This window comes from Virgibacillus kekensis (assembly GCF_042654125.1).
Taxonomy (GTDB): domain Bacteria; phylum Bacillota; class Bacilli; order Bacillales; family Amphibacillaceae; genus Lentibacillus; species Lentibacillus kekensis.
The window spans coordinates 111,497-131,504 of the sequence record NZ_JBHSFU010000005.1 but is presented as its reverse complement, the minus strand read 5'-3'; the positions used below and the strand labels follow the sequence as shown (position 1 = coordinate 131,504).

General features: G+C 43.4%; 18 protein-coding genes. 15 read left to right on the top strand and 3 right to left on the bottom strand.

The window, feature by feature from the left end:
• Positions 1-83: 83 nt before the first annotated feature.
• Positions 84-731 carry a PAQR family membrane homeostasis protein TrhA gene (gene trhA / locus ACFO3D_RS10910; RefSeq protein WP_390295821.1) on the bottom strand — a complete coding sequence of 216 codons (648 nt, stop codon included), beginning with the start codon at positions 729-731 and terminating at the stop codon, positions 84-86.
• A gap of 139 nt (positions 732-870) precedes the next feature.
• Between trhA and ACFO3D_RS10905 the strand changes: the two genes are divergently transcribed.
• The 8 genes from ACFO3D_RS10905 (at position 871) to ACFO3D_RS10870 (ending at position 7,357) form a co-directional block, all read left to right on the top strand.
• Positions 871-1,449, top strand: coding sequence for a DUF1836 domain-containing protein (locus ACFO3D_RS10905; protein ID WP_390295819.1), 579 nt, complete (start codon positions 871-873; stop codon positions 1,447-1,449).
• Between the two features lie 81 nt (positions 1,450-1,530).
• Positions 1,531-2,532, top strand: coding sequence for an LLM class flavin-dependent oxidoreductase (locus ACFO3D_RS10900; protein ID WP_390295816.1), 1,002 nt, complete (start codon positions 1,531-1,533; stop codon positions 2,530-2,532).
• Positions 2,533-2,553: 21 nt separating this feature from the next.
• Complete coding sequence (ltaE, locus tag ACFO3D_RS10895) at positions 2,554-3,576, top strand: low-specificity L-threonine aldolase (protein ID WP_390295814.1); 1,023 nt, start codon at positions 2,554-2,556, stop codon at positions 3,574-3,576.
• A gap of 276 nt (positions 3,577-3,852) precedes the next feature.
• On the top strand, positions 3,853-4,209 hold the full coding sequence (locus ACFO3D_RS10890; RefSeq protein WP_390295812.1) for a lmo0954 family membrane protein: 357 nt from the start codon (positions 3,853-3,855) through the stop codon (positions 4,207-4,209).
• 21 nt (positions 4,210-4,230) lie between these two features.
• Positions 4,231-4,860 (top strand): PspA/IM30 family protein, encoded by a 630-nt coding sequence (locus ACFO3D_RS10885; RefSeq protein ID WP_390295810.1) that lies wholly within the window; start codon positions 4,231-4,233, stop codon positions 4,858-4,860.
• A gap of 103 nt (positions 4,861-4,963) precedes the next feature.
• A complete protein-coding gene (gene liaF, locus ACFO3D_RS10880; RefSeq protein ID WP_390295808.1) occupies positions 4,964-5,695 on the top strand; it encodes a cell wall-active antibiotics response protein LiaF in 732 nt (243 codons plus the stop codon).
• On the top strand, positions 5,692-6,723 hold the full coding sequence (locus tag ACFO3D_RS10875) for a sensor histidine kinase (RefSeq protein ID WP_390295806.1): 1,032 nt from the start codon (positions 5,692-5,694) through the stop codon (positions 6,721-6,723). The genes liaF and ACFO3D_RS10875 overlap by 4 nt, the downstream gene beginning before the upstream one ends.
• Before the next feature lie 4 nt (positions 6,724-6,727).
• Positions 6,728-7,357 carry a response regulator transcription factor gene (locus tag ACFO3D_RS10870; RefSeq protein WP_390295804.1) on the top strand — a complete coding sequence of 210 codons (630 nt, stop codon included), beginning with the start codon at positions 6,728-6,730 and terminating at the stop codon, positions 7,355-7,357.
• Between the two features lie 354 nt (positions 7,358-7,711).
• Here ACFO3D_RS10870 and ACFO3D_RS10865 read toward each other — a convergent pair whose 3' ends face one another.
• Positions 7,712-8,791, bottom strand: coding sequence for an FUSC family protein (locus tag ACFO3D_RS10865; protein WP_390295802.1), 1,080 nt, complete (start codon positions 8,789-8,791; stop codon positions 7,712-7,714).
• 337 nt (positions 8,792-9,128) lie between these two features.
• On the opposite strand from ACFO3D_RS10865, the gene aceB reads away from it, so the two are divergent.
• The 6 genes from aceB (at position 9,129) to ACFO3D_RS10835 (ending at position 17,976) form a co-directional block, all read left to right on the top strand.
• Positions 9,129-10,694, top strand: coding sequence for a malate synthase A (gene aceB, locus ACFO3D_RS10860; RefSeq protein ID WP_390295839.1), 1,566 nt, complete (start codon positions 9,129-9,131; stop codon positions 10,692-10,694).
• Positions 10,691-11,968 (top strand): isocitrate lyase, encoded by a 1,278-nt coding sequence (gene aceA / locus ACFO3D_RS10855; RefSeq protein ID WP_390295800.1) that lies wholly within the window; start codon positions 10,691-10,693, stop codon positions 11,966-11,968. The genes aceB and aceA overlap by 4 nt, the downstream gene beginning before the upstream one ends.
• Positions 11,969-12,066: 98 nt before the next feature.
• Entirely contained in the window at positions 12,067-13,026 is a 960-nt protein-coding gene (gene corA, locus ACFO3D_RS10850; RefSeq protein ID WP_390295798.1) for a magnesium/cobalt transporter CorA, read from the top strand.
• Between the two features lie 274 nt (positions 13,027-13,300).
• A complete protein-coding gene (locus tag ACFO3D_RS10845) occupies positions 13,301-14,530 on the top strand; it encodes a C40 family peptidase (RefSeq protein ID WP_390295796.1) in 1,230 nt (409 codons plus the stop codon).
• Positions 14,531-15,469: 939 nt separating this feature from the next.
• Positions 15,470-16,060: a nitroreductase family protein gene (locus ACFO3D_RS10840; protein WP_390295794.1), complete on the top strand. Its 591-nt coding sequence runs from the start codon at positions 15,470-15,472 to the stop codon at positions 16,058-16,060.
• Positions 16,061-16,464: 404 nt separating this feature from the next.
• Positions 16,465-17,976, top strand: coding sequence for a BCCT family transporter (locus tag ACFO3D_RS10835; protein WP_390295792.1), 1,512 nt, complete (start codon positions 16,465-16,467; stop codon positions 17,974-17,976).
• A gap of 31 nt (positions 17,977-18,007) precedes the next feature.
• Here ACFO3D_RS10835 and ACFO3D_RS10830 read toward each other — a convergent pair whose 3' ends face one another.
• Positions 18,008-18,589, bottom strand: a complete 582-nt coding sequence (locus ACFO3D_RS10830; RefSeq protein WP_390295790.1) for a YitT family protein — start codon at positions 18,587-18,589, stop codon at positions 18,008-18,010.
• A 96-nt stretch (positions 18,590-18,685) separates the two neighbouring features.
• Here ACFO3D_RS10830 and ACFO3D_RS10825 point away from each other — a divergent pair, with 96 nt between their 5' ends.
• Entirely contained in the window at positions 18,686-19,969 is a 1,284-nt protein-coding gene (locus tag ACFO3D_RS10825; protein ID WP_390295788.1) for a hemolysin family protein, read from the top strand.
• The last annotated feature ends 39 nt before the right edge of the window (positions 19,970-20,008 follow it).

Here is a 20,008-nt window from a genome sequence, read left to right as displayed (position 1 = left end):
ACTATATTTGGCCATAAAAACACCCCCGAAAGTTAGATTTTCTACTCTAACTTTCGGGGGTTGGTACCGACTCCCCAGCTGCTTTAAAGTACATATGCATATACACATATAAAGTGAAACAGACTTCCGAACAGAATAAAGATATGGAAAATCTCGTGAAAGCCGAAATGTTTAAATGATAGAAGCTTAGGCTTACGCCAGTAAATCAGTGCGCCAAGGGTATAGAACAATCCGCCTAGAAACAACATCAGCATTCCGTTGGGTCCGAGTACTGGGGCAAGTGTTGAACTGAAGAAAACGACAATCCAGCCCATCGCGACATATAATGCTGTAGACAGCCATCGTGGTGCATGGAACCAGACGAGTTTGAAAATGACCCCTAGAAAAGCAATTGTGCTGACGATAGCAAACAGCGTCCATCCGGTTACACCTTTCATACTAATCAGACAAAGTGGAGTGTATGTTCCGGCAATCAAGATAAAAATCATCGAATGATCAATCCGCCGTAGAAACGCTATTACACTATCGGTCGCAATGACCATATGATAGGTCGCAGATGCCGCATATAACAAAATCATACTGACACCGAAAATAACTACGGCCATGATAACCAGTGTAGAATCGGCCGTTTCTGCAGCTTTTACAACCAGGGCTATCAGGCCAAACAATGACAATACCGCACCAAATAAATGGGTCAGCCCGTTAATCGGTTCACGAATGTATCTCTTCACCCAATTCACACCTTTGCATCAATAAGTAGTTTTTAAAACTATATGATAATAATATCTATGTTTTGTTATCTAGTCAATGTTTACTTTGTTTAACCGGTCCTATATAATGAATTCAAACATATAAAATTGGAGTTTTGGAATGAAAAATATGGATGAAATTATTGAAGAGATGAATCTGGAGGCAAGTCTTTCACTGGGGGAAATCCCGGACTTAAACCTGTATATGGACCAGGTCATTCAATTATTTGAAAAAAAATTCTCAGGTACCAAACGGACAGACGATGAAAAAGTGCTTACCAAGACAATGATCAATAACTATGCAAAAGGTAAGCTGTTCTTTCCGATAAAGAATAAAAAATACTCCAAAGATCATCTGATGCTGATCAGCATGATATATCAGATGAAAGGCGCTTTGTCGATCAATGATGTTAAAATGACACTTGAGCAGCTGAACAGCAGAATGATTGATGGTGACTTTGATTTGTCGCGACTATACAGCAGTCAACTTCATTTGACGGAATTAAACAGAGAGCGATTTAAAGAAAGCGTTCAGGGACATGGCGAGGAAGTATCTAAAGAAGTCAGCAAATTAAATGATCAGGATGAAGAGTATTTGGAGCAACTATTGATGGTTGCAGCCATGTCAGAGATGAGCAATTTCTATCGCCGGGCCGCTGAGCGGATTGTTGACGAAATAGCTGAAAATAATAAAGGATGATAGCTTCCACTTTGGTGGGAGCTAAATTTTTAAATTTCATTTCGGGCTGATGATATACTTTAACAAAAGAAGGTGGTTACCATGAGACTTAGCATTCTAGATCAGGCGCCGATATCTGGAGAGAATACAGCCAGGGAAGCGCTGGAAGCTACGATTGAACTCGCGAAGACTGCTGACAAATTGGGCTATGCGAGATATTGGGTAGCCGAGCACCATGACCTGTCAGGGCTGGCATGTCCTGCCCCGGATGTGATTTTGGGGATTATCGGGTCACAGACGGAGCGTATCATGATTGGTGCAGGCGCAGTTCTTTTACCACATTATAAGCCATTTAATATTGCCGAGCGTTACAATTTGCTCGCGACCCTTTACCCTGGGCGCGTGGACCTTGGGATTGGAAGGGCCCCGGGCGGATCAGCTGAAGCAACGATGGCGCTGTCTGGTAATTTTTTGCAGAATGTGAAGGAGATGCCCGAATCACTTGATGCATTACTGAAGTTTTTACATAACGAATATCCTGCCGATGATATGTTTGCGAAAATAAAACCGACCCCTGTCCCGGAAGCAGCTCCGGAAGCTTGGTTGCTCGGGACCAGTAAAAAGAGTGCTGTGTTGGCGGCCGAAAAAGGGCTTCCTTATACATTTGGTCACTTTATGAGTGGTAGTGACGGGCCTGGGATTGTGGCGGAGTACCGAGAAGAGCTGGCGCGACACCACCCTGGGAAAACTCCTCGTGTTATCGTAACCGTGTCGGTAATTTCTGCGGAGACGAGTGAGGAAGCGCATGAACTAGCATTGAGCAATCAGCTGTGGAGTGTGCAACGGGCGAAAGGTGAAGGGGACGGTCGCATTCCATCAGTGGCAGAGGCCAAACGTTATTCTTTTACCGATGAGGAGCGTGAACAGGCTGACAGAACTATGGATAAGCTGATTGTGGGCGACCCGCGGGAGGTCAGGCAGCAGCTTGAACACCTGCAGGAACAGTATCAGGCTGATGAGTTGATGATTGTAACCATTACACATGATTATGAGGCGAGAAAAAGATCATACAAACTGCTGGCAGATGAAGTGCTGGTTGATTAATAGAGAGCTGGAGGGGAAACGATGATCGACTTACGTAGTGATACGGTGACAAAACCGACGAAGGAAATGCGACAGGCTGCATTTGATGCGCCCGTTGGAGATGATGTCTACGGGGAGGACCCTAGTATTAATGAGCTGGAGCGGCTGGCTGCTGAAAAGCTTGGCAAGGAAGCTGCATTGTATGTGCCTAGTGGAACGCAAGGGAATCAGATTGCCGTTCTTACTCATTGCCAGCCAGGGCAGGAAGTTATTCTGGAAGCAACTTCTCATATCTTTGTTTACGAAGGTGCGGCGATTTCCGCGCTTGCTGGAGTACAGCCAATGACAATAAAAGGTGAGCGTGGTGCGATGAATCCTCGTGATGTCGCTGCAGCCATCCGTGGTGAGAATATCCATTTTCCGGAGACAGGGCTGATTTGTCTTGAAAATACACATAACAAGGCCGGTGGGGCAGTAGTGCCGCTTGAAAATATGCAGGCAATCTATGAAACTGCAAAAGAGCGGGGAATTCCGGTTCACTTGGATGGTGCGCGGTTGTTTAACGCTGCTGTCGCGAGTGGTGTGGATGTAAAAGAGTACGCTGCCTGCACCGACACCGTGCAATTCTGTCTGTCAAAAGGTCTTGGTGCGCCGGTTGGGTCGATTATCGCCGGGTCCGCAACCTTTATTACGCGGGCACGTAAATGGCGTAAACGCCTGGGCGGTGGAATGCGACAGGCAGGAATTATTGCTGCACCTGGACTGGTTGCATTAAGGACGATGATCGACCGTCTGGCTGATGATCATGCGAATGCTCGGATTCTTGCCGAGGGATTGGGTGCTATTGCTGGGTTGCGAATCGAGAATCAAGTGGACACCAATATACTGCTTGTCAATACCGAGGATGCGGGGCTGAATTCAGAGGAGTTTCTTGCCAGATTGAAGGATGTTGGAGTGCTTGCTGTCCCGTTTGGTCCGAATACAGTGCGATTTGTAACGCACTATGATGTAAGCAGAGAGCAGGTTCGGGAAGTTGTAGGGATTATGGAAGAGTTGCTGAGGTGAAATCGCGAAACTTTCCGGGCAGCACGTTATAGAATCCTTCCTAATTTGTGATTCGCCGGAAGTTAACAGGAAATCGCCGGAAAACTATGCAAATGAGGTTTTATAAATATAAGGGAGCTCCGTTCTAAAAGCGGTGCTCCCTTTTTCATGATCCTGATTTTCTGTATCCGAAATTCATCCATATACGCCTTAGGTCTTAGTAAAAGATATGGCTGGGGTACATTACTGGAACGCCGCTGTCACGGTAAGATTGTATTAAGAAAGGAGGCGGGATGCATGAAAAAATTCATGTTGTTCGTCGGAGGGTTAATCGCATTTTTTGTCCTGCTGGCTAACCTTGGACCGATGGTTTTGTTGGGTGTCAGTGTTTGGTTACTGTACATTGTTTTCAAAAAGTTCATTAAGAGCGATTCAGTGGTAGGTAAGATTGGCTGGGTTATCGCTGGGCTGATTGTCGTAAGTATTGGACTTTCCAATATTTACGCGGTAATTGGAATTGCAGCCGCATATGTTCTTTACCTCATTTTTAAAAGCTGGAAGCAAGATGATAGTTACACTTCAGCATCCGTTGTCGAAGAAAGCAATGATCCATTTCAGAATTTCGAACGTCAATGGGCAGAATTAAATCGATAAAATAAAAAGGAGCGATCTACAATGGCAAACATTTTTACACGTATTAAAGATTCCGTTTCAGCTGATTTACACGATATGCTGGATCAAAAAGAACAGAAAAACCCGATTGCTGCATTGAACCATTACTTGCGTCAAAGTGAACAGGAAAAAGAAAAGGTGCGCAAACTTGTAGAGCGTCAGTACAAACTGAAAGACGAATTTGCACGGGAGCATTACAGAGCACAGGAACTGGCAGAAAAGCGTAAAAAGCAGGCGGAAATTGCAGAACGTGCCGGCGAAGAGCAGATGCATGTATTTGCTGTCAGAGAGCATGAGGAATATCAGGCTAGGACTGAACGGATGAAGGCTTCCCGTGACGAAGCGGAGGAGCAGCTTAGTCAGCTTGAGGAAAAATACGAGGACATGAAACACCGTCTGAAGGATATGCACCTTCGCCGGATGGAATTGATGGGGCGGGAGAATATTGCGCATGCAAACCATCAGATCAATAAAGTGGTAGAAGAGACTTCCGACAAACCATTCTCTCGCTTTGCTGAAATGGAAAAATACATTGAAAACCTGGAATACAAGGTGAACAGCTCCTACTACAGAAGCACATTTGACAGCAAAATTGAAAAACTGGAAAAAGAACTGCAGGAAAAAGCTGAGTAACCACATCATCTCCATTCAGCACTAAAGTAAAAAATGATATACTGATAAGGCGCAGAATAACTGCGCCTTTCACTACTTTTACATAAGAAAGGAGGGTCACCCCATGTTTAACCGTTTATCTACCGATACTTTCAACTGGATATTAATCATTGGCGTGATCCTCTTTGTCATAGAGATTGCTTTTTTTCACGGCGGGATGATCATCTCGGCTTTATTTGCCGGATTTTTTATCTATATAGGCCGAAAAAAATTCTCCCGGCTCTGGGGGAAAGTTTTTTTCTGGTTTGGTGTGGCCGGTCTTGTTTTTGCCATTCTAAACACGCTCGCGGTACGCTTTCTGATTATCGCGGCAATTGTATTATTTATTATCAATTATTCCAAGTCAAAAAAAGAAGCAGAGATAATTCGGCCGGAACATTCAAATGTTGTTGATATGCCGGATACTCCTTTAAAACAGAGCAAACCATTATTTGACCATAAAATTTTTGGCGACCAGGCAACTGAAGACACAGCATATCAGTGGGGGGACTTAAATATCCATGCCGGGGTCGGGGATAGGATGATTGACCTGAGTAACACTGTTCTGCCGAATGATACAGCAGTGATTTCAATTCGCCACATAGTCGGTAATGTCCAAATTTACGTACCGTATGAAGTCGAAGTAAGTATTCATCACAGTGCCATATTCGGCCGTGCCACTATTTTCAACGAAGAACACATGAAACTGATGAATGAATCACTTTTGTATCAGACCGAGGGTTATACCACATCGATGCCACGGGTGAAAATAATCACGTCATTTATTTCTGGTGATATCGAGGTGATGCGGATATGAAAATTATTTTCCGTCATACGCTCACTGCGATTGCTTTCAGTCTGTTGATCACCATTTTTATTGCAGGCATTACACTTGCTGCGTTTCCTCCTGACGACTGGGCACAAATCTGGTTTAGGGAACTGTACGATTTGCCATATTGGGCGCTTATTGCCGGTATTCCAGTAGTTGCAGGCGGGATTATTGGTATCTCGACCGGGTGGTACTGGCGGCAACGATTGCAGCAGGTGGCCAGGCATCTGGACGAAATTGTTAAAGGACAAAAAATCTCAGAGGACACGGATCCGTATAAAGAACTTGACCAGGTTCAGATGTTGCTAGAGCAGGTTCAGGAAAAAATCCGGATTCAGACCGAAAATGCCCAGCGACTGGTTACTGAACGGGCCAACGAGCGCGAGAAAAGTCTGCAGGAAGTTGTTGTTCAGGAGCGGAATCGTCTGGCTCGTGAGCTTCACGATTCCGTAAGTCAGCAATTGTTTGCCGCGTCGATGATGATGTCCGCTATTAATGAAACGGAAACACCAATCGATGAACCTGTAAAAAAACAGCTGAATATGGTGGAAAAAATGATTCACCAGTCCCAGCTGGAAATGCGGGCATTGCTTCTCCATCTTCGCCCGGTGGCCTTGAAAGGAAAGGCGCTGAAAGAAGGTGTTGAAGAACTGCTCGTTGAACTGAGACAGAAAGTACCAATGAAAATAGATTGGCATGTCGAGTCATTTGCGGTCGATAAAGGAGTCGAAGACCAGTTATTCCGAATTCTGCAGGAAGCTGTTTCCAACACACTCCGTCACGCGGAAGCTGACTCGTTTCATGTGATGCTAATTGAGCGTGACGATACAGTTATTTTACGGATTGTTGATGATGGGGTTGGCTTTGACATGGAAAAAATCCGAACGAGCTCATACGGTCTGCAAAATATGCGGGAGCGCGCCTTGGAAGTCGGCGGAACGTTTAAGGTAGTAAGTCTGCCAAATGAAGGAACGCGGCTTGAAGTGAAAGTGCCAAGCCTGACAAAGGAGGAGTAGGATCTTGATTAAAGTATTGTTTGCCGATGATCATGAAATGGTCCGGATCGGTGTCTCGGCATACCTGTCCGCACAGCCGGATATCGATGTAATCGCTGAAGCGGATGATGGTGGGGAAGCAGTTAAACTGAGTTTGGAGCAGCGCCCGGATATTATCCTGATGGATCTCGTCATGAAGGAAATGGACGGAATTGAAGCGACAAAGCAAATCATCAACCAGTGGCCGGAAGCAAAAATTATAATTGTAACCAGCTTTCTTGATGATGAGAAGGTCTATCCGGCACTTGAAGCGGGCGCAACAAGCTACATGCTGAAAACCTCTAAGGCAAGCGAAATCGCCAAGGCAATCAGGGCAACCCATGAAGGTCAGTCAATCCTCGAGCCAGAGGTTACCGGCAAAATCATGAATCGGATGCGTGAGAACCCTGCTGAAAATCTTCATGAACAGCTCACTGACCGGGAAATGGAAATTCTTCTCCTTGTTGCACAGGGTAAAACCAATCAGGAAATTGCCGATGAATTGTTCATCGCATTAAAAACAGTTAAGGTCCATGTGAGTAATGTACTCGGTAAACTGCAGGTGCAGGACCGCACACAGGCGGTTATTTATGCGTTCAAACATAATCTTGTCTAAAGAGGTTGAGTAGTAGAACACTTATAAGCAAGCGCTCAGAATTTATCTGAGCGTTTTCGGTGCTATAATTTACTATCTTTGATGACCTACAATTGCTTTGACAAAGTACATTTAGCGGAATCGTGATCTGCTTTGCTCATTTTTGGGATTCTCATTCCGTTATTTCCAATAAATCAACAGTTAGGAGCACAATATGTAATCCTCATTCCGCTATTTGTGCTTTTTGCCCACATATATCAGTGTTTTTAGGCATTTAACGGAACTAGGATCCGAATCTCCTCCCTAGGACGGCTATTTCTGCAATTAACGGAACCAGAATCCTCGCCAATGACTAGCCGTTTCGTCGCTCAGCTATTAATTGGGCTCCTCACTCTTTAGTTTTTCTGCCCCAGCCCTGAACGCATCAGGTTCTTGTTGGGGCTTATTATAATATTTTTCCACCAAATTATAGATGGTAACCAATTCATATAAAATGATCAATTCAGGTGGGAAGTTGGTAGGGTGCTTCTTGTTGGTTTTGGTTATTTCTTCGTTATCTTCCCAAAAAATCTCCGTTAAAGCTTTTAGCTGCTGCTGATGTTTAGCTGGTGTATAGTTTGTTTTATTTTGCAGGGAGTACGCCAGACTTGAAACAGCCCGCATGATCAATGTCCGTTCCTCACTTGTCCATGACAAATCATTTAATGGTGTGTAGATCAGATTGTCAACATGGTAAAGAATCAACTGCAACTGTACCAAATGATCCTGGGCAATCTGGAACTGTTCCTTCTCCGTTCCGACAAGGGGGTGATATCTAGTTTCTTCAGACTGAAAGCGGATTAGCGTTTCAATTTGACGGCCGTTAATGACTAGCTGGTTGATAAGCTCCACTTCGGTTTCCTGCAGGTTATTTCTATTATCCGCCAAAATTTCCGCAAATACTTTTTCCACTGCAATACCGGTTTTCTTCCGAAGTGCTTTTATTTTTCTAGCTATTTCCTTTGTATAATCAGGTGGTAAAACAAACATGTTTACTACTGTAGATACGACGAGACCTGTCGTGGTTGTTCCTAAACGGATAAAAAACGATATAAGAAAATTGCTGTGAATTACTTCGACCATCGCAACAGCAGTCAATGTAGCTACAAGTAAGCCGGCGTGAAGTTTAAATTTGAAGCAGGTTACAATTGTGAAAACAGCTGCAAGCGTATATGTTAGCGGTGAATTCCCGAAAAGGGAGATGAAAAAGACCGCGTATGCTGACCCGATTGCCGAAGCGGGAAAACGAACAATTCCCTTTTTGATTGAGTCGGAGACAGTGGGTTCGATCGTAACGATAGCTGTTATAACTGCAAATACTGGCGGCCAATCAAGCAGTACACAAATCCATGCGGTAACAAATATGGATACACCTGTTTTGACAACCCTGCTGCCTGGTAATTTTACATGCTTCATGTCCTCATCTCCAACGGTAAACTCAGACTCTATTTTTTCACACCAGAAAAAAATTGCAAACTTTTTTATTAAAACTGTTGCATTTTTTTGGAATTACACATAAACTGTTTTATAACAACATAAACAATAATATAACTGTTATATAAAAGAGGGGTGAAAATATGCAGCGTCCTACATGTCCAGAGTGTGGTAAGCCGGTGGAAGATCGTAGCTTTATGCTGGAATGTGAATACTGTCTCTCGAAGCGGGAGGAGTAATTTTTTTATCACTGTTGTTCTATAACAAAATATTAAAATTTTAAGTGTTTAATAACAGATGGAGGCGTATAAATTTGCTAATGAAAAGCGAGGCGCTGAATATCAGCGGAAAAATGAGGGAAAGATTTGATGAAATTTTAACCGATGATGCGTTGGATTTTCTCGAAAAACTTCATCATCAGTTTGACCAGCGGAGGAAGAGCCTGCTTGATTTGAGAACGCATATCCAGGAAAACTTAAACAAGGGGAATCAGCCGGATTTCTTGAAAGAAACCGCCGATATTCGCAAGGGTGATTGGACGATAGATCCTCTTCCAGATGATTTACAGGATCGCCGGGTGGAAATTACCGGGCCGGTTGATCGTAAGATGGTCATTAATGCGCTGAATTCTGAATCCAAAGCGTTTATGGCCGATTTTGAAGACGCGACATCACCAACTTGGGAAAATATAATCAACGGGCAGATTAATTTGAAGGATGCAATCAGAAGAGAAATAGACTTTGAGAATGATAGAGGAAAAAAATATCAGCTGAGCGATACACCAGCCGTGTTAATGGTTCGGCCGCGCGGATGGCATCTTGAGGAGAAGCACATAACCATAAACGGAAAACCTGTCTCCGCAAGCCTGGTCGATTTTGGCCTTTATTTTTATCATAATGCCCAGGAACTTATCGACAGAGGTACAGGGCCATACTTTTATTTGCCGAAACTAGAGAATCATCTCGAGGCACGGCTGTGGAATGATGTGTTTGTTTTTGCCCAGGAAGCACTCGAAATTCCACGCGGCACGATAAAAGCAACTGTATTAATTGAGACTATAACAGCTGCATTTGAAATGGATGAAATTTTATATGAACTGAAAGAGCATTCTGCAGGGTTAAACTGCGGTAGGTGGGATTATATTTTCAGTTTCATTAAAAAATTTCAACAGCGTCCGGAAGTTATTTTACCGGACCGGGCAACGGTGACGATGGAAGTGCCGTTCATGCGAGCCTATTCGCTGTTGGCAATTCAGACCTGCCATAAACGGAATGGCCCGGCAATCGGTGGGATGGCAGCACAGATTCCTGTAAAAAATGATGAACAGAAAAATAAAACAGCATTTGCTAAAGTCCGTGCCGATAAAGAGCGAGAAGTAGCGGATGGTCACGATGGTACATGGGTTGCCCACCCCGGGATGGTTGAACTCGTAAAAGAGATTTTTAACGAAGGCATGCCGGGTGCTAACCAAATTGATAGAAAACGTGAAGACTTAACGGTTACCCAGGATCAGCTCTTACAGGTTCCAACCGGAAAAATAACAGAAGAGGGACTCCGGACTAATATAAGGGCTGGTATTCAGTACATTAAAGCATGGCTAGACGGTCGTGGTGCTGTTCCAATCAATCATCTGATGGAAGATGCCGCAACTGCGGAGATTTCCAGAGCACAAGTCTGGCAATGGATCCGGCATCCAAAAGGGGTACTTGAGGACGGAAGGAACGTGACGTTTGCACTAGTCGAACAACTGATAGACGAAGAAGTGGGCGAGAGTGCCCAGGCGGCAGCAGAACTGTTTAAAAATCTCGTCGGGCAGGATAGATTTGAGGAGTTTCTAACATTACCGGCGTACGATCAATTAATCAAAGGGGGAAATCAGGAATGAATCAAGAACGGATAAACAGTGTTCAAAAGGAATGGAAAAACGATCTTCGCTGGGTTAATGTGGAGCGGCCGTACACGGCTGAAGATGTGGTACGGCTTCGCGGCTCCATGGACATCGAATACACGCTGGCCAAAAAAGGTGCTGAAAAACTGTGGAAGCTGATTAATGAGGAAGGGTATGTGAATGCCCTGGGTGCTCTAACTGGAAATCAGGCAGTCCAACAAGTAAAGGCCGGCCTGAAAGCCATATATCTTAGCGGCTGGCAGGTAGCAGCAGACGCTAACGTTGCAGGCCAGATGTATCCGGACCAGAGTCTATATCCCGTGAACAGTGTGCCAACTGTAGTTAAGCGAATCAACCAGGCGTTGCAGCGTGCTGATCAGATTCATCATGCTGAGGATGATGAATCGATTGACTGGTTCGCCCCGATTGTTGCGGACGCTGAGGCTGGATTTGGCGGACAGCTGAATGTATTCGAATTGATGAAATCGATGATTGAAGCTGGGGCATCAGCTGTCCATTTCGAAGATCAACTGTCGTCTGAAAAGAAATGCGGGCACCTGGGCGGAAAAGTTCTTTTGCCAACCCAGACTGCAGTGAGAAACCTGATTGCTGCACGGTTTGCCGCCGATGTGATGGGTACACCTACATTGATTATTGCTCGAACGGATGCTAACGCTGCTGATCTGATAACAAGTGACGTTGATAATTACGATGCTCCGTTTATAACGGGGGAACGGACTGCAGAAGGTTTCTTTAAGACAAATGCAGGGATTGACCAGGCAATTGCCCGTGGATTGGCGTACGCACCGTATGCGGATTTGATTTGGTGTGAGACATCTGAGCCTAATCTCGAGGAAGCACAGAAATTTGCTGATGCGATACATGAAAAGTTTCCCGGCAAACTTCTTGCATATAATTGTTCCCCATCGTTTAACTGGAAACATAAGCTGTCCGATGAGGAAATTGCTGGTTTTCAAAAAGAACTCGGTAAGATGGGATACAAATTCCAATTTGTAACACTGGCAGGGTTCCACGCGCTAAACCATGGAATGTTCGAGCTTGCCAGGAAATACAAGGATGATGGAATGGCGGCATATTCCGAACTGCAGCAGGCCGAATTTGCGAGTGAGGAATATGGATACAGCGCAACACGACATCAGCGTGAAGTAGGGACCGGTTATTTTGATGAGGTAGCGCAGGTGATTTCCGGTGGGACCTCGTCCACAGCAGCGTTGAAGGGATCAACTGAAGAAGAACAATTTGCACGATAAATGTCAGAAGCACTCCATAATGGGGTGCTTTTGGCTTGTGTGTAGAATCGTGCAAATAAGGGAAAAAGAAGCGTAGCAGAAAAAGAAAGGATTTCCATATGATTAAGGTACTTGCACAAACGGACGAAGGTAAATTGAAAGAATTCAACGGTATTGATGAACTTAACAAGTTGGATATTTCTGCGTTCAAGTGGGTTTGGGCAGACTTCGATGAACCTACAGAGGCGGAAATAAAGCAGTTGGAAACCTATTTTAACTTTCATCCCTTGGCAGTCGAGGACTGTATTCATGAAATGCAGCGACCGAAACTGGATTACTATAACCATCATACTTTTTTCGTTATCCATGCAATAGACCAGGAAGATTTGTCCAAGTTGGAAATTGATATTTTTCTTGGAGAAAACTACCTTGTCACCTTTCACCGGCAAGGAACACAAACAATCTACGCAGCGATGAATCTACTGAAAAACATGAGAGACAGAGATGTGGTGGATGAATATTTCATTTTTCATCAGTTACTGGATAATGTCGTGGATAATTATTTTCCAATCGTATATGAAATTGAGGATCATATTAATGAGATTGAAGACAACACGAAAGATTTATCGATGGAAGATTTGCTTGACCAGCTGTTCGACCGGCGGGGTGAACTGCTTAAATTACGTCAGACAGTCCATCCAATGCGCGATTTGCTCTACCGTGTATTGAATACACACCATCTCGAAGGTGTCCAAGAGCGCCGTGAATATTTCGTCGATATTCATGACCATCTAATCAAAGTCTCTGATATGATTGCTTCAAACAGGGAGATGACGCAGGATATTCGTGACAGTTATATGTCATTGAATGCACACCAGACTAATCGCACTATGCAAATTCTTACTGTTATTTCGGTTATTTTTATGCCACTGACATTTATTGTAGGGGTCTATGGTATGAATTTTGCTTTTATGCCGGAGCTCGATGAGAAATATGGGTACTTTGTCGTATGGTTTGTAATGATTTTGTTAGCTGCGGGTATGTTTATATGGTTTAAGAAGAAAGGTTGGTTCGACTAAATTCGAGTTTTTGTCCATTTTCCATAGGAAGATGGGCATTTTTTTGTTAGAAAAAGGAAGGAAATGGATACTGATACAATTTGAAATACAATTGTAATGTTTCTATTACATCCATGTCATTTTTGGGTGATATAATTCGAATTGCCTAAAAATATAATTTACATATTAGATAAATACTATCATGCATTTGCAAATTACCCGATAAATCGAGAAAGTAAACATACATAAGAGAACTATTTTTTGCAGGTGCCGACGGGGAAACGGGGGAATACAGTTGAAAAAGTCAATTGCAATGTTAACCACTATTGGTGCGGTCCTTTTTAGTAGTGCATTTTTACATACTACAGTCGAAGCTAACCCTTTGCAGGACATTCAGAACGAACGGGCGGAAATTCAGGCAGACCTGTCAGCAGCTGAAGAGAAGATTGCTGATGTAATGATCGAATTGGAGGAACTGAATAAAAAGATTGAACAGGTCAATAATGCATTGACTGCCAATGAAGAGAAAATGAAAGACACTAAGAGTAAAATTGAATCCACCAGGGAAGAAATTGCCGTTATTGAAGGTGAAATCAGTGAGCTTGAAGAAGACATTGAGCGTCGTTTTGAAATACTCAAGCAGCGTATGGTTTCTTTCCAGCAAAGTGGAGGAGATATAAGCTTTCTTGAAGTCCTGTTTGGTGCTGAAAATTTCGGAGATTTGATCAGCCGTGTATCAGCGATTACCAAAATTGCTGAGTCTGACGAACAGCTTATGAAAGAACAAGAAGAAGATAAGACTGCACTAGAAGAGAAGCAGGGTTCCGTTGAACAAAAACTTGCTGACCTTACTGCCATGAAGGATGAACTGGAAGCAATGCAGGCCACCATTCTTACGCAAAAAGAACAGAATGAGGCTGATAAAAAAGAACTTAAAGAAAAACAAGAGCACTTGGTAGCATTAAAGACTGAGCTTGAAAATAAAGACAGCAGTCTTGCAGCAGTAGCTGCTGAGATACAGCGCAGGGCAGCAGCTCGGGAATCTAGTAATTCCATAGTTGCAACATCTACCACATCGGGTGGCGGTGAGCTAACCACGCTAAGTAAAAAAGAAGATAAAGCACCGGTTAAATCTGTGTCGAAGGCTCCTAGTGGCAGTATCAGCACTGTATTGAATGCAGGTATGCCATATTTGAATAGTCTTCCATATGTATGGGGCGGCGGTTCGCCAAGAACTGGATTTGACTGCTCTGGATTTGTCTCATGGGCATTTGCTCAAGCGGGTATTAATATCCCGTCAAGCACTTCTGCACTTCAGTCTGTTGGAACAAAGGTTTCCTACAGCAATATTCGTCCCGGTGATCTAGTATTCTTTAATACTTATAAAACGAATGGCCATGTTGGAATCTATCTTGGAAATGGTAAATTTATAGGGTCCCAAAGTAGCACGGGGGTTGCAATTGCAGGCATGACAAGTGGTTACTGGGATGATCATTTTGCCGGCCATGTTCGTCGTGTGTACTAAATATAGTTAGAGAAGACTGGGACAAAAGTTTATAAGTAACATAAAATGCGAACTATCTTATTGAAGATAGTTCGCATTTTTTTGTTAGCATGCCTTCGTGTAATCTATAAACTGCGAATTAACAGCGTAGATTCGCTCCGGAAATACACTACGCGTTCCTCGGGCTCGCGCTGAGCCTCCTCGCTCGCAAAGAACGCTCGCTGTGGGGTCTCAACGTCTTCGCTTTCCCGAAGGAGTCTCGTGTATTTCCTTCGCTACCATAGTGTTGATTGGAGCGTAGGGCACTCGACTCCTGCGGGTCACCGGCTAAAACCGGTCACGTCCTTTGACCAACGCCGGTACTAGAACGTCCTGTTCGTCGAAGCAACAGCTGAAAATCCCGCAGGAAGTGGTCTTCTTCCGAGGAAGTTGAAGCGTTGCCCCCCGGCAAAGGAGACACTGCGAATTTATGAGCAGATGTCGTACTTGCAACCGGAGTGGTGAAAGCGACTTCGCGAAGCGAAAATCAACATAGCTAGCTACGTCGCAATTTATATCAACTTTGGAATAAAATCCAATTATAAAAGGATAACATTAAAAGCTTCCCATTCTATTTCGTTCGTCTCTGGAAAGCAAAGTTTATTTTTGAGCCAGCTTCTTCTTAATTGGTTCCTTCTTAAGGCTAAAACCTGATAAATATAATTATTACCTGGCGGTTTTGAAGGCATATTAGGCGATTTCACATCAAGCTTCATTCAGCGCTACTCTGCATACTCCACTACATTGAATTACGAACCAGCGTATAGGAATCATATCGACTTTTATCCTCCTTATCGACAAGCTGTGTCAATTCAATTTCTAAATAAGCATAATAATTACAAAATATCTGATAGAAATGTATAATAGCGGTTGGAAACTTTTACAGGTAAACCATTACAGAAATAGAGGAGGCAGTCATCTATGTACGAAGTAAAAGAATATCGCAAAGCCGCTCAGGATATTGACCCCATTTTCCTTAAACGCTGGTCACCGCGTTCATTCCTGGAAAAGGAAGTACCTGAAGATTTGCTGCAGTCTGTGTTTGAAGCTGCAAGATGGGCGCCATCTGCCGCAAATGTACAGCCTTGGCGATTTGTTATTGCCCGGTCACAGGAAGATAAGGAAAGATTTTATTCATTTATTAACGACAGCAATGTGGCATGGTGCAGTAAGGCGCCGGTGCTGATTGCAGTGGTCTCCAAAACTGATGCCGACTTTATGGGTGGACCAAATCCTTCTCATGCGTTTGATACTGGAGCCGCATGGGGGTTCCTGGCACTTGAAGCAACCCGTAAAGGGCTAGCTACACATGCCATGGGTGGTTTTGATAAAAATAAAGCCAAGGAAGTACTGAGCATCCCTGATAATTATGAAGTTCATGCCATTGTCGCAATCGGATATCAAGGTGATAAAGAATCGCTTCAGGACAAGTTACGTGAACGGGAAGTTCCATCCAATCGGAATGAGACGGAAATGTTTATTTCGGAAGGAACGTTTACTGAGAAGATATAAACAGAAGAGGATCTCCACCATTGGGGATCTTTTCTTTCGTTTTAGGATAAAAAGCGTTTAGCTTCCTGTGATTGAGGATAAATTACATATTGAACTCTTTTTCTCTCCTACTTTTTTTCCTATTTATTTGAGACAAGGGCTCTTTTGGCATAAAATGTTGTTATTATAGAATCTGCTATGCAACACCCATTTGCACTCTGGAAATACACTTTACTTCCTGGGGCGTCTTGCGAGTCTCTACGCCGCTGTGTTTTGGTTTGTGGGGTCTGGGCTGCCTTTGCCCACTACTCTCGCAAGGAGTTTTCGTGAATCTCTTACGTTGGTATTAGGTGCATACATTGTTTGGAAAATAGTAATCTTTTGTGGAAAGAACCTAAAAAATACATTAAAAGAAAGGAATACTTATGGAAAAACATAACTACAAGAATCCTGTATTTTTCGTATCTGCAATTATTGTTCTTGTGTTGGTTGTCCTGGGAGCTTCTAAGCCAAAGAAGTTCGGGGAGATCGCTGGACAGCTATTTAACTTCACAACAATCAATTTTGGATGGTTTTATTTACTTGCGGTTTTCATTTTTGTTCTATTTTTAATAGGTCTGTCTATCAGTAAGTACGGAAAAATACGTTTGGGTCCGCAAAACTCACGGCCGGAATATCCGTTTTTCACCTGGATTGGCATGCTATTCTCAGCAGGTTTTGGAGCCGGCCTGGTCTTCTGGGGTGTCGCAGAACCAATGAGCCACTTTTTCAACACTCCATTCCAGGGACTTGAAGCACAAACAGAAGATGCTGCACGAGTAGCGATGGGCTATGCGTTTTTTCATTGGGGAATCAGCCAATGGTCAGTCTTCGCTGTCGTCGGTTTAATTATTGCTTTTCTGCAGTTTAAAAAAGAAAAGAAGGGATTAATCTCAACAGCAATTAAGCCAGTTGTAGGAAGAAACCGCGTATTAAGCAATACAATCGATTCCCTGGCTGTAATTGCGACAGTGATGGGTGTTGCTACATCGCTCGGGCTTGGAATTCTGCAGATGAATGGTGGTTTATCCAGTGTGTCAGACATACCTAAGTCAATCTGGGTTCAGATGGCAATTGCGTTCATTATGCTGGTGACTTATCTGCTGTCATCAAGTACAGGGTTGAATAAGGGTATTAAATGGTTGAGTAACCTGAATCTTGGGCTGTGTCTTGTCCTGTTGGTTTATGTATTTTTCGCAGGTCCGACAGTATTTATATTAAACACATTTGTCCTAGGATTAGGTGACTACCTGACAAACTTTGTCCAGTACAGCTTTCGTCTGACTCCATACTCCGGGGAAACATGGGTGCGTGATTGGACAGTGTTCTACTGGGCATGGGCTACAGCATGGTCACCATTTGTTGGTGCATTTGTTGCCCGTGTATCAAAGGGCCGTACTATCCGGGAGTTTGTTTTCGGCGTGCTTGTGGTGCCCCCTCTGATTGCTTGTCTATGGATTGCAGCATTTGGGGGAACAGCAATTCACAGCGATTTGTTTAATGGAACACAGATTGCCGAAGCTGTTGATGTGAATGCAGCGGTTGCGCTGTTTGAAACCTATAACTTTCTGCCAGGAACGACAATACTTTCACTTCTGTCGATATTCTTAATCTTTACATTCCTGGTCACTTCTGCCGATTCGGCAACATATATTCTCGGCAGTATGACATCAAAAGGAAGTCTTAACCCTCAATTATTTACGAAGATTGTTTGGGGTGTTCTGATTACAGCGATTGCTGTGGTGCTGTTGCTTGCAGGTGGGCTGGATGCGCTGCAAACTGCATCATTGATTTCTGCACTTCCGTTTACAATAATTCTGCTGGTGATAGTAGTAGCGTTTATACGGATGATAAAAAAAGAACCCATTCCGAAGACGGTAAAGAAAAACGATAGATAATACACAAAGGGAGGCAGCTAAGATGTATCAATCAGCTGCCTTCTTCCATTAGGAAGGCACTCGTGATGCTGTAGGTAGTGAGACCGATCATGGATACCATCAGGATAGAATAGAAGATTGCGGCATCTTGCATCACCAGCCAGCCAAAAAGTAATACAGCGCCGTCTATTAAAAAAATAATAATACCCACATTTAGCGGAATTAACCTGGTAAGCATCAGCGCTAGCAGGTCGACCCCGCCTGTGGTTGTCCTCGTTAAAAGCATAATGCCGATTCCTGAACCAATCAGGAAGCCCCCGGAAATTGAGCTGATAAGTACAGGGGCTGTATGCCATGCAGATAATGGGTGAAAATAATCGATAAACAATGAGGTCACAAGCAAGCCGTGGACCCCGTTATAAAAATAAGAACGAAATTTAAACCACGCAACTGCGTACAATGGCAGACTTAATAAAAGAATTGTCACTCCTGGCTTGAGACCAAGCGTATATTTGGCGATAAGTCCAAGCCCTATAATCCCGCCGTCGATCAGCTGATGAGGGATCACAAAATAATTGACACCGATAGCAACAAAAAAACTGCCGAACAGAATGGATAGTATTTTTTTAATCATACCAGGAATCACCACATAACTTGTCCATTTTTAAATCTTATGAAAAGATATGAATTAATCGAGCAAATTATCCATCCGTGTTAGGGGGAGAAATTCTTGGAGTTTCTAAACTTATTAATGGTTGCTGTATTGATAGGGCTTACTGCATTTTTTGTAGCAACCGAATTTGCAATAGTAAAGGTCCGCGCAACCCGAATCGACCATCTGGTTGAAGAAGGAAATAAAAAAGCAGTCCATGCAAAGAAGTTGCTCGACAACCTAGATGCATACCTGTCTGCCTGTCAGTTGGGAATCACCGTAACTGCACTAGGAATCGGGTGGTTAGGTGAACCGGCAGTCGCAAGCCTGTTACAGCCGATTTTTCATAACTTGGAAGTTAATCCCGCATTATCGCATGGAATATCCGTAGCGGTAGCATTTGTGATTATTACTTTTCTGCATGTTGTGGTAGGAGAACTGGCACCAAAGACGATTGCTATTCAGAAGGCAGAGGAAGTAACCTTGAGTCTTGGACGTCCGCTGATTCTTTTCCATAAGGTGATGTACCCGTTTATTTGGTCACTCAATGGATCGGCAAGGCTGTTGGTGAAATTGTTTGGGTTTGAACCGATGCAGGAGCATGAAGTTGCCCATTCAGAAGAAGAACTCCGTCTTATTCTTTCTGAAAGTTATAAGAGCGGGGAAATTAATAAATCAGAAATGATGTATGTAAATAATATTTTTGAATTCGATGACCGGTTGGCTAAGGAAGTTATGATACCGCGTACCGAAATGATTTGTTTTTTTAAAGAAGATAGTTTTGAAGAGAATATCGAGGTAATCTGGGAGGGCCAGTTCACCAGGTACCCTGTCGCTGAAGGAGATAAAGATCATATTATTGGGCTTGTTAACCTGAAAGAGATCTTCACTGGTCACATAAAAAAGAAATATGATTCAATTGACCAATTTATTCGCCCCATTATTCATGTGGCCGAGAATACACCTATTAAACAGGTCTTGGTACAGATGCAGAAAGAGCGGATTCATATGGCGATTGTGATTGACGAATATGGTGGAACGGCCGGCCTTGTTACAGTTGAGGATATTCTTGAGGAAATTGTCGGTGAAATCCGTGATGAATTTGATATTAATGAAAAACCGATGATTGAAGAAGTGGATGAAAATACAACAATGGTTGCAGGTAAGGTATTACTTGATGAAATTAATGAAATTTTGGGTACGGACCTTGAGGATGAAGAGGTCGACACAATCGGCGGTTGGATTATCACGCACCATTTGGATGCCGAAAAAGGAACGGTTGTGGAATATGACGGTTATCAGTTTATCGTGGAAGAGATTGACGGTTACCAAATTAAGAAGGTTAAAGTTATCAAATTATAATTGTGGTGGCGGAATTTCCGCTTCGTATGGACCCGGGAT

Coding starts and splice junctions, on each gene's coding strand:
- ACFO3D_RS10865 (WP_390295802.1), bottom strand. CDS start 8,791: ATGAAGCATGTAAAATTACCAGGCAGCAGGGTTGTCAAAACAGGTGTA.
- ACFO3D_RS10885 (WP_390295810.1), top strand. CDS start 4,231: ATGGCAAACATTTTTACACGTATTAAAGATTCCGTTTCAGCTGATTTA.
- ACFO3D_RS10905 (WP_390295819.1), top strand. CDS start 871: ATGAAAAATATGGATGAAATTATTGAAGAGATGAATCTGGAGGCAAGT.
- ltaE (WP_390295814.1), top strand. CDS start 2,554: ATGATCGACTTACGTAGTGATACGGTGACAAAACCGACGAAGGAAATG.
- liaF (WP_390295808.1), top strand. CDS start 4,964: ATGTTTAACCGTTTATCTACCGATACTTTCAACTGGATATTAATCATT.
- ACFO3D_RS10890 (WP_390295812.1), top strand. CDS start 3,853: ATGAAAAAATTCATGTTGTTCGTCGGAGGGTTAATCGCATTTTTTGTC.
- ACFO3D_RS10875 (WP_390295806.1), top strand. CDS start 5,692: ATGAAAATTATTTTCCGTCATACGCTCACTGCGATTGCTTTCAGTCTG.
- ACFO3D_RS10830 (WP_390295790.1), bottom strand. CDS start 18,589: ATGATTAAAAAAATACTATCCATTCTGTTCGGCAGTTTTTTTGTTGCT.
- aceA (WP_390295800.1), top strand. CDS start 10,691: ATGAATCAAGAACGGATAAACAGTGTTCAAAAGGAATGGAAAAACGAT.
- aceB (WP_390295839.1), top strand. CDS start 9,129: ATGAAAAGCGAGGCGCTGAATATCAGCGGAAAAATGAGGGAAAGATTT.
- ACFO3D_RS10900 (WP_390295816.1), top strand. CDS start 1,531: ATGAGACTTAGCATTCTAGATCAGGCGCCGATATCTGGAGAGAATACA.
- ACFO3D_RS10840 (WP_390295794.1), top strand. CDS start 15,470: ATGTACGAAGTAAAAGAATATCGCAAAGCCGCTCAGGATATTGACCCC.
- ACFO3D_RS10835 (WP_390295792.1), top strand. CDS start 16,465: ATGGAAAAACATAACTACAAGAATCCTGTATTTTTCGTATCTGCAATT.
- corA (WP_390295798.1), top strand. CDS start 12,067: ATGATTAAGGTACTTGCACAAACGGACGAAGGTAAATTGAAAGAATTC.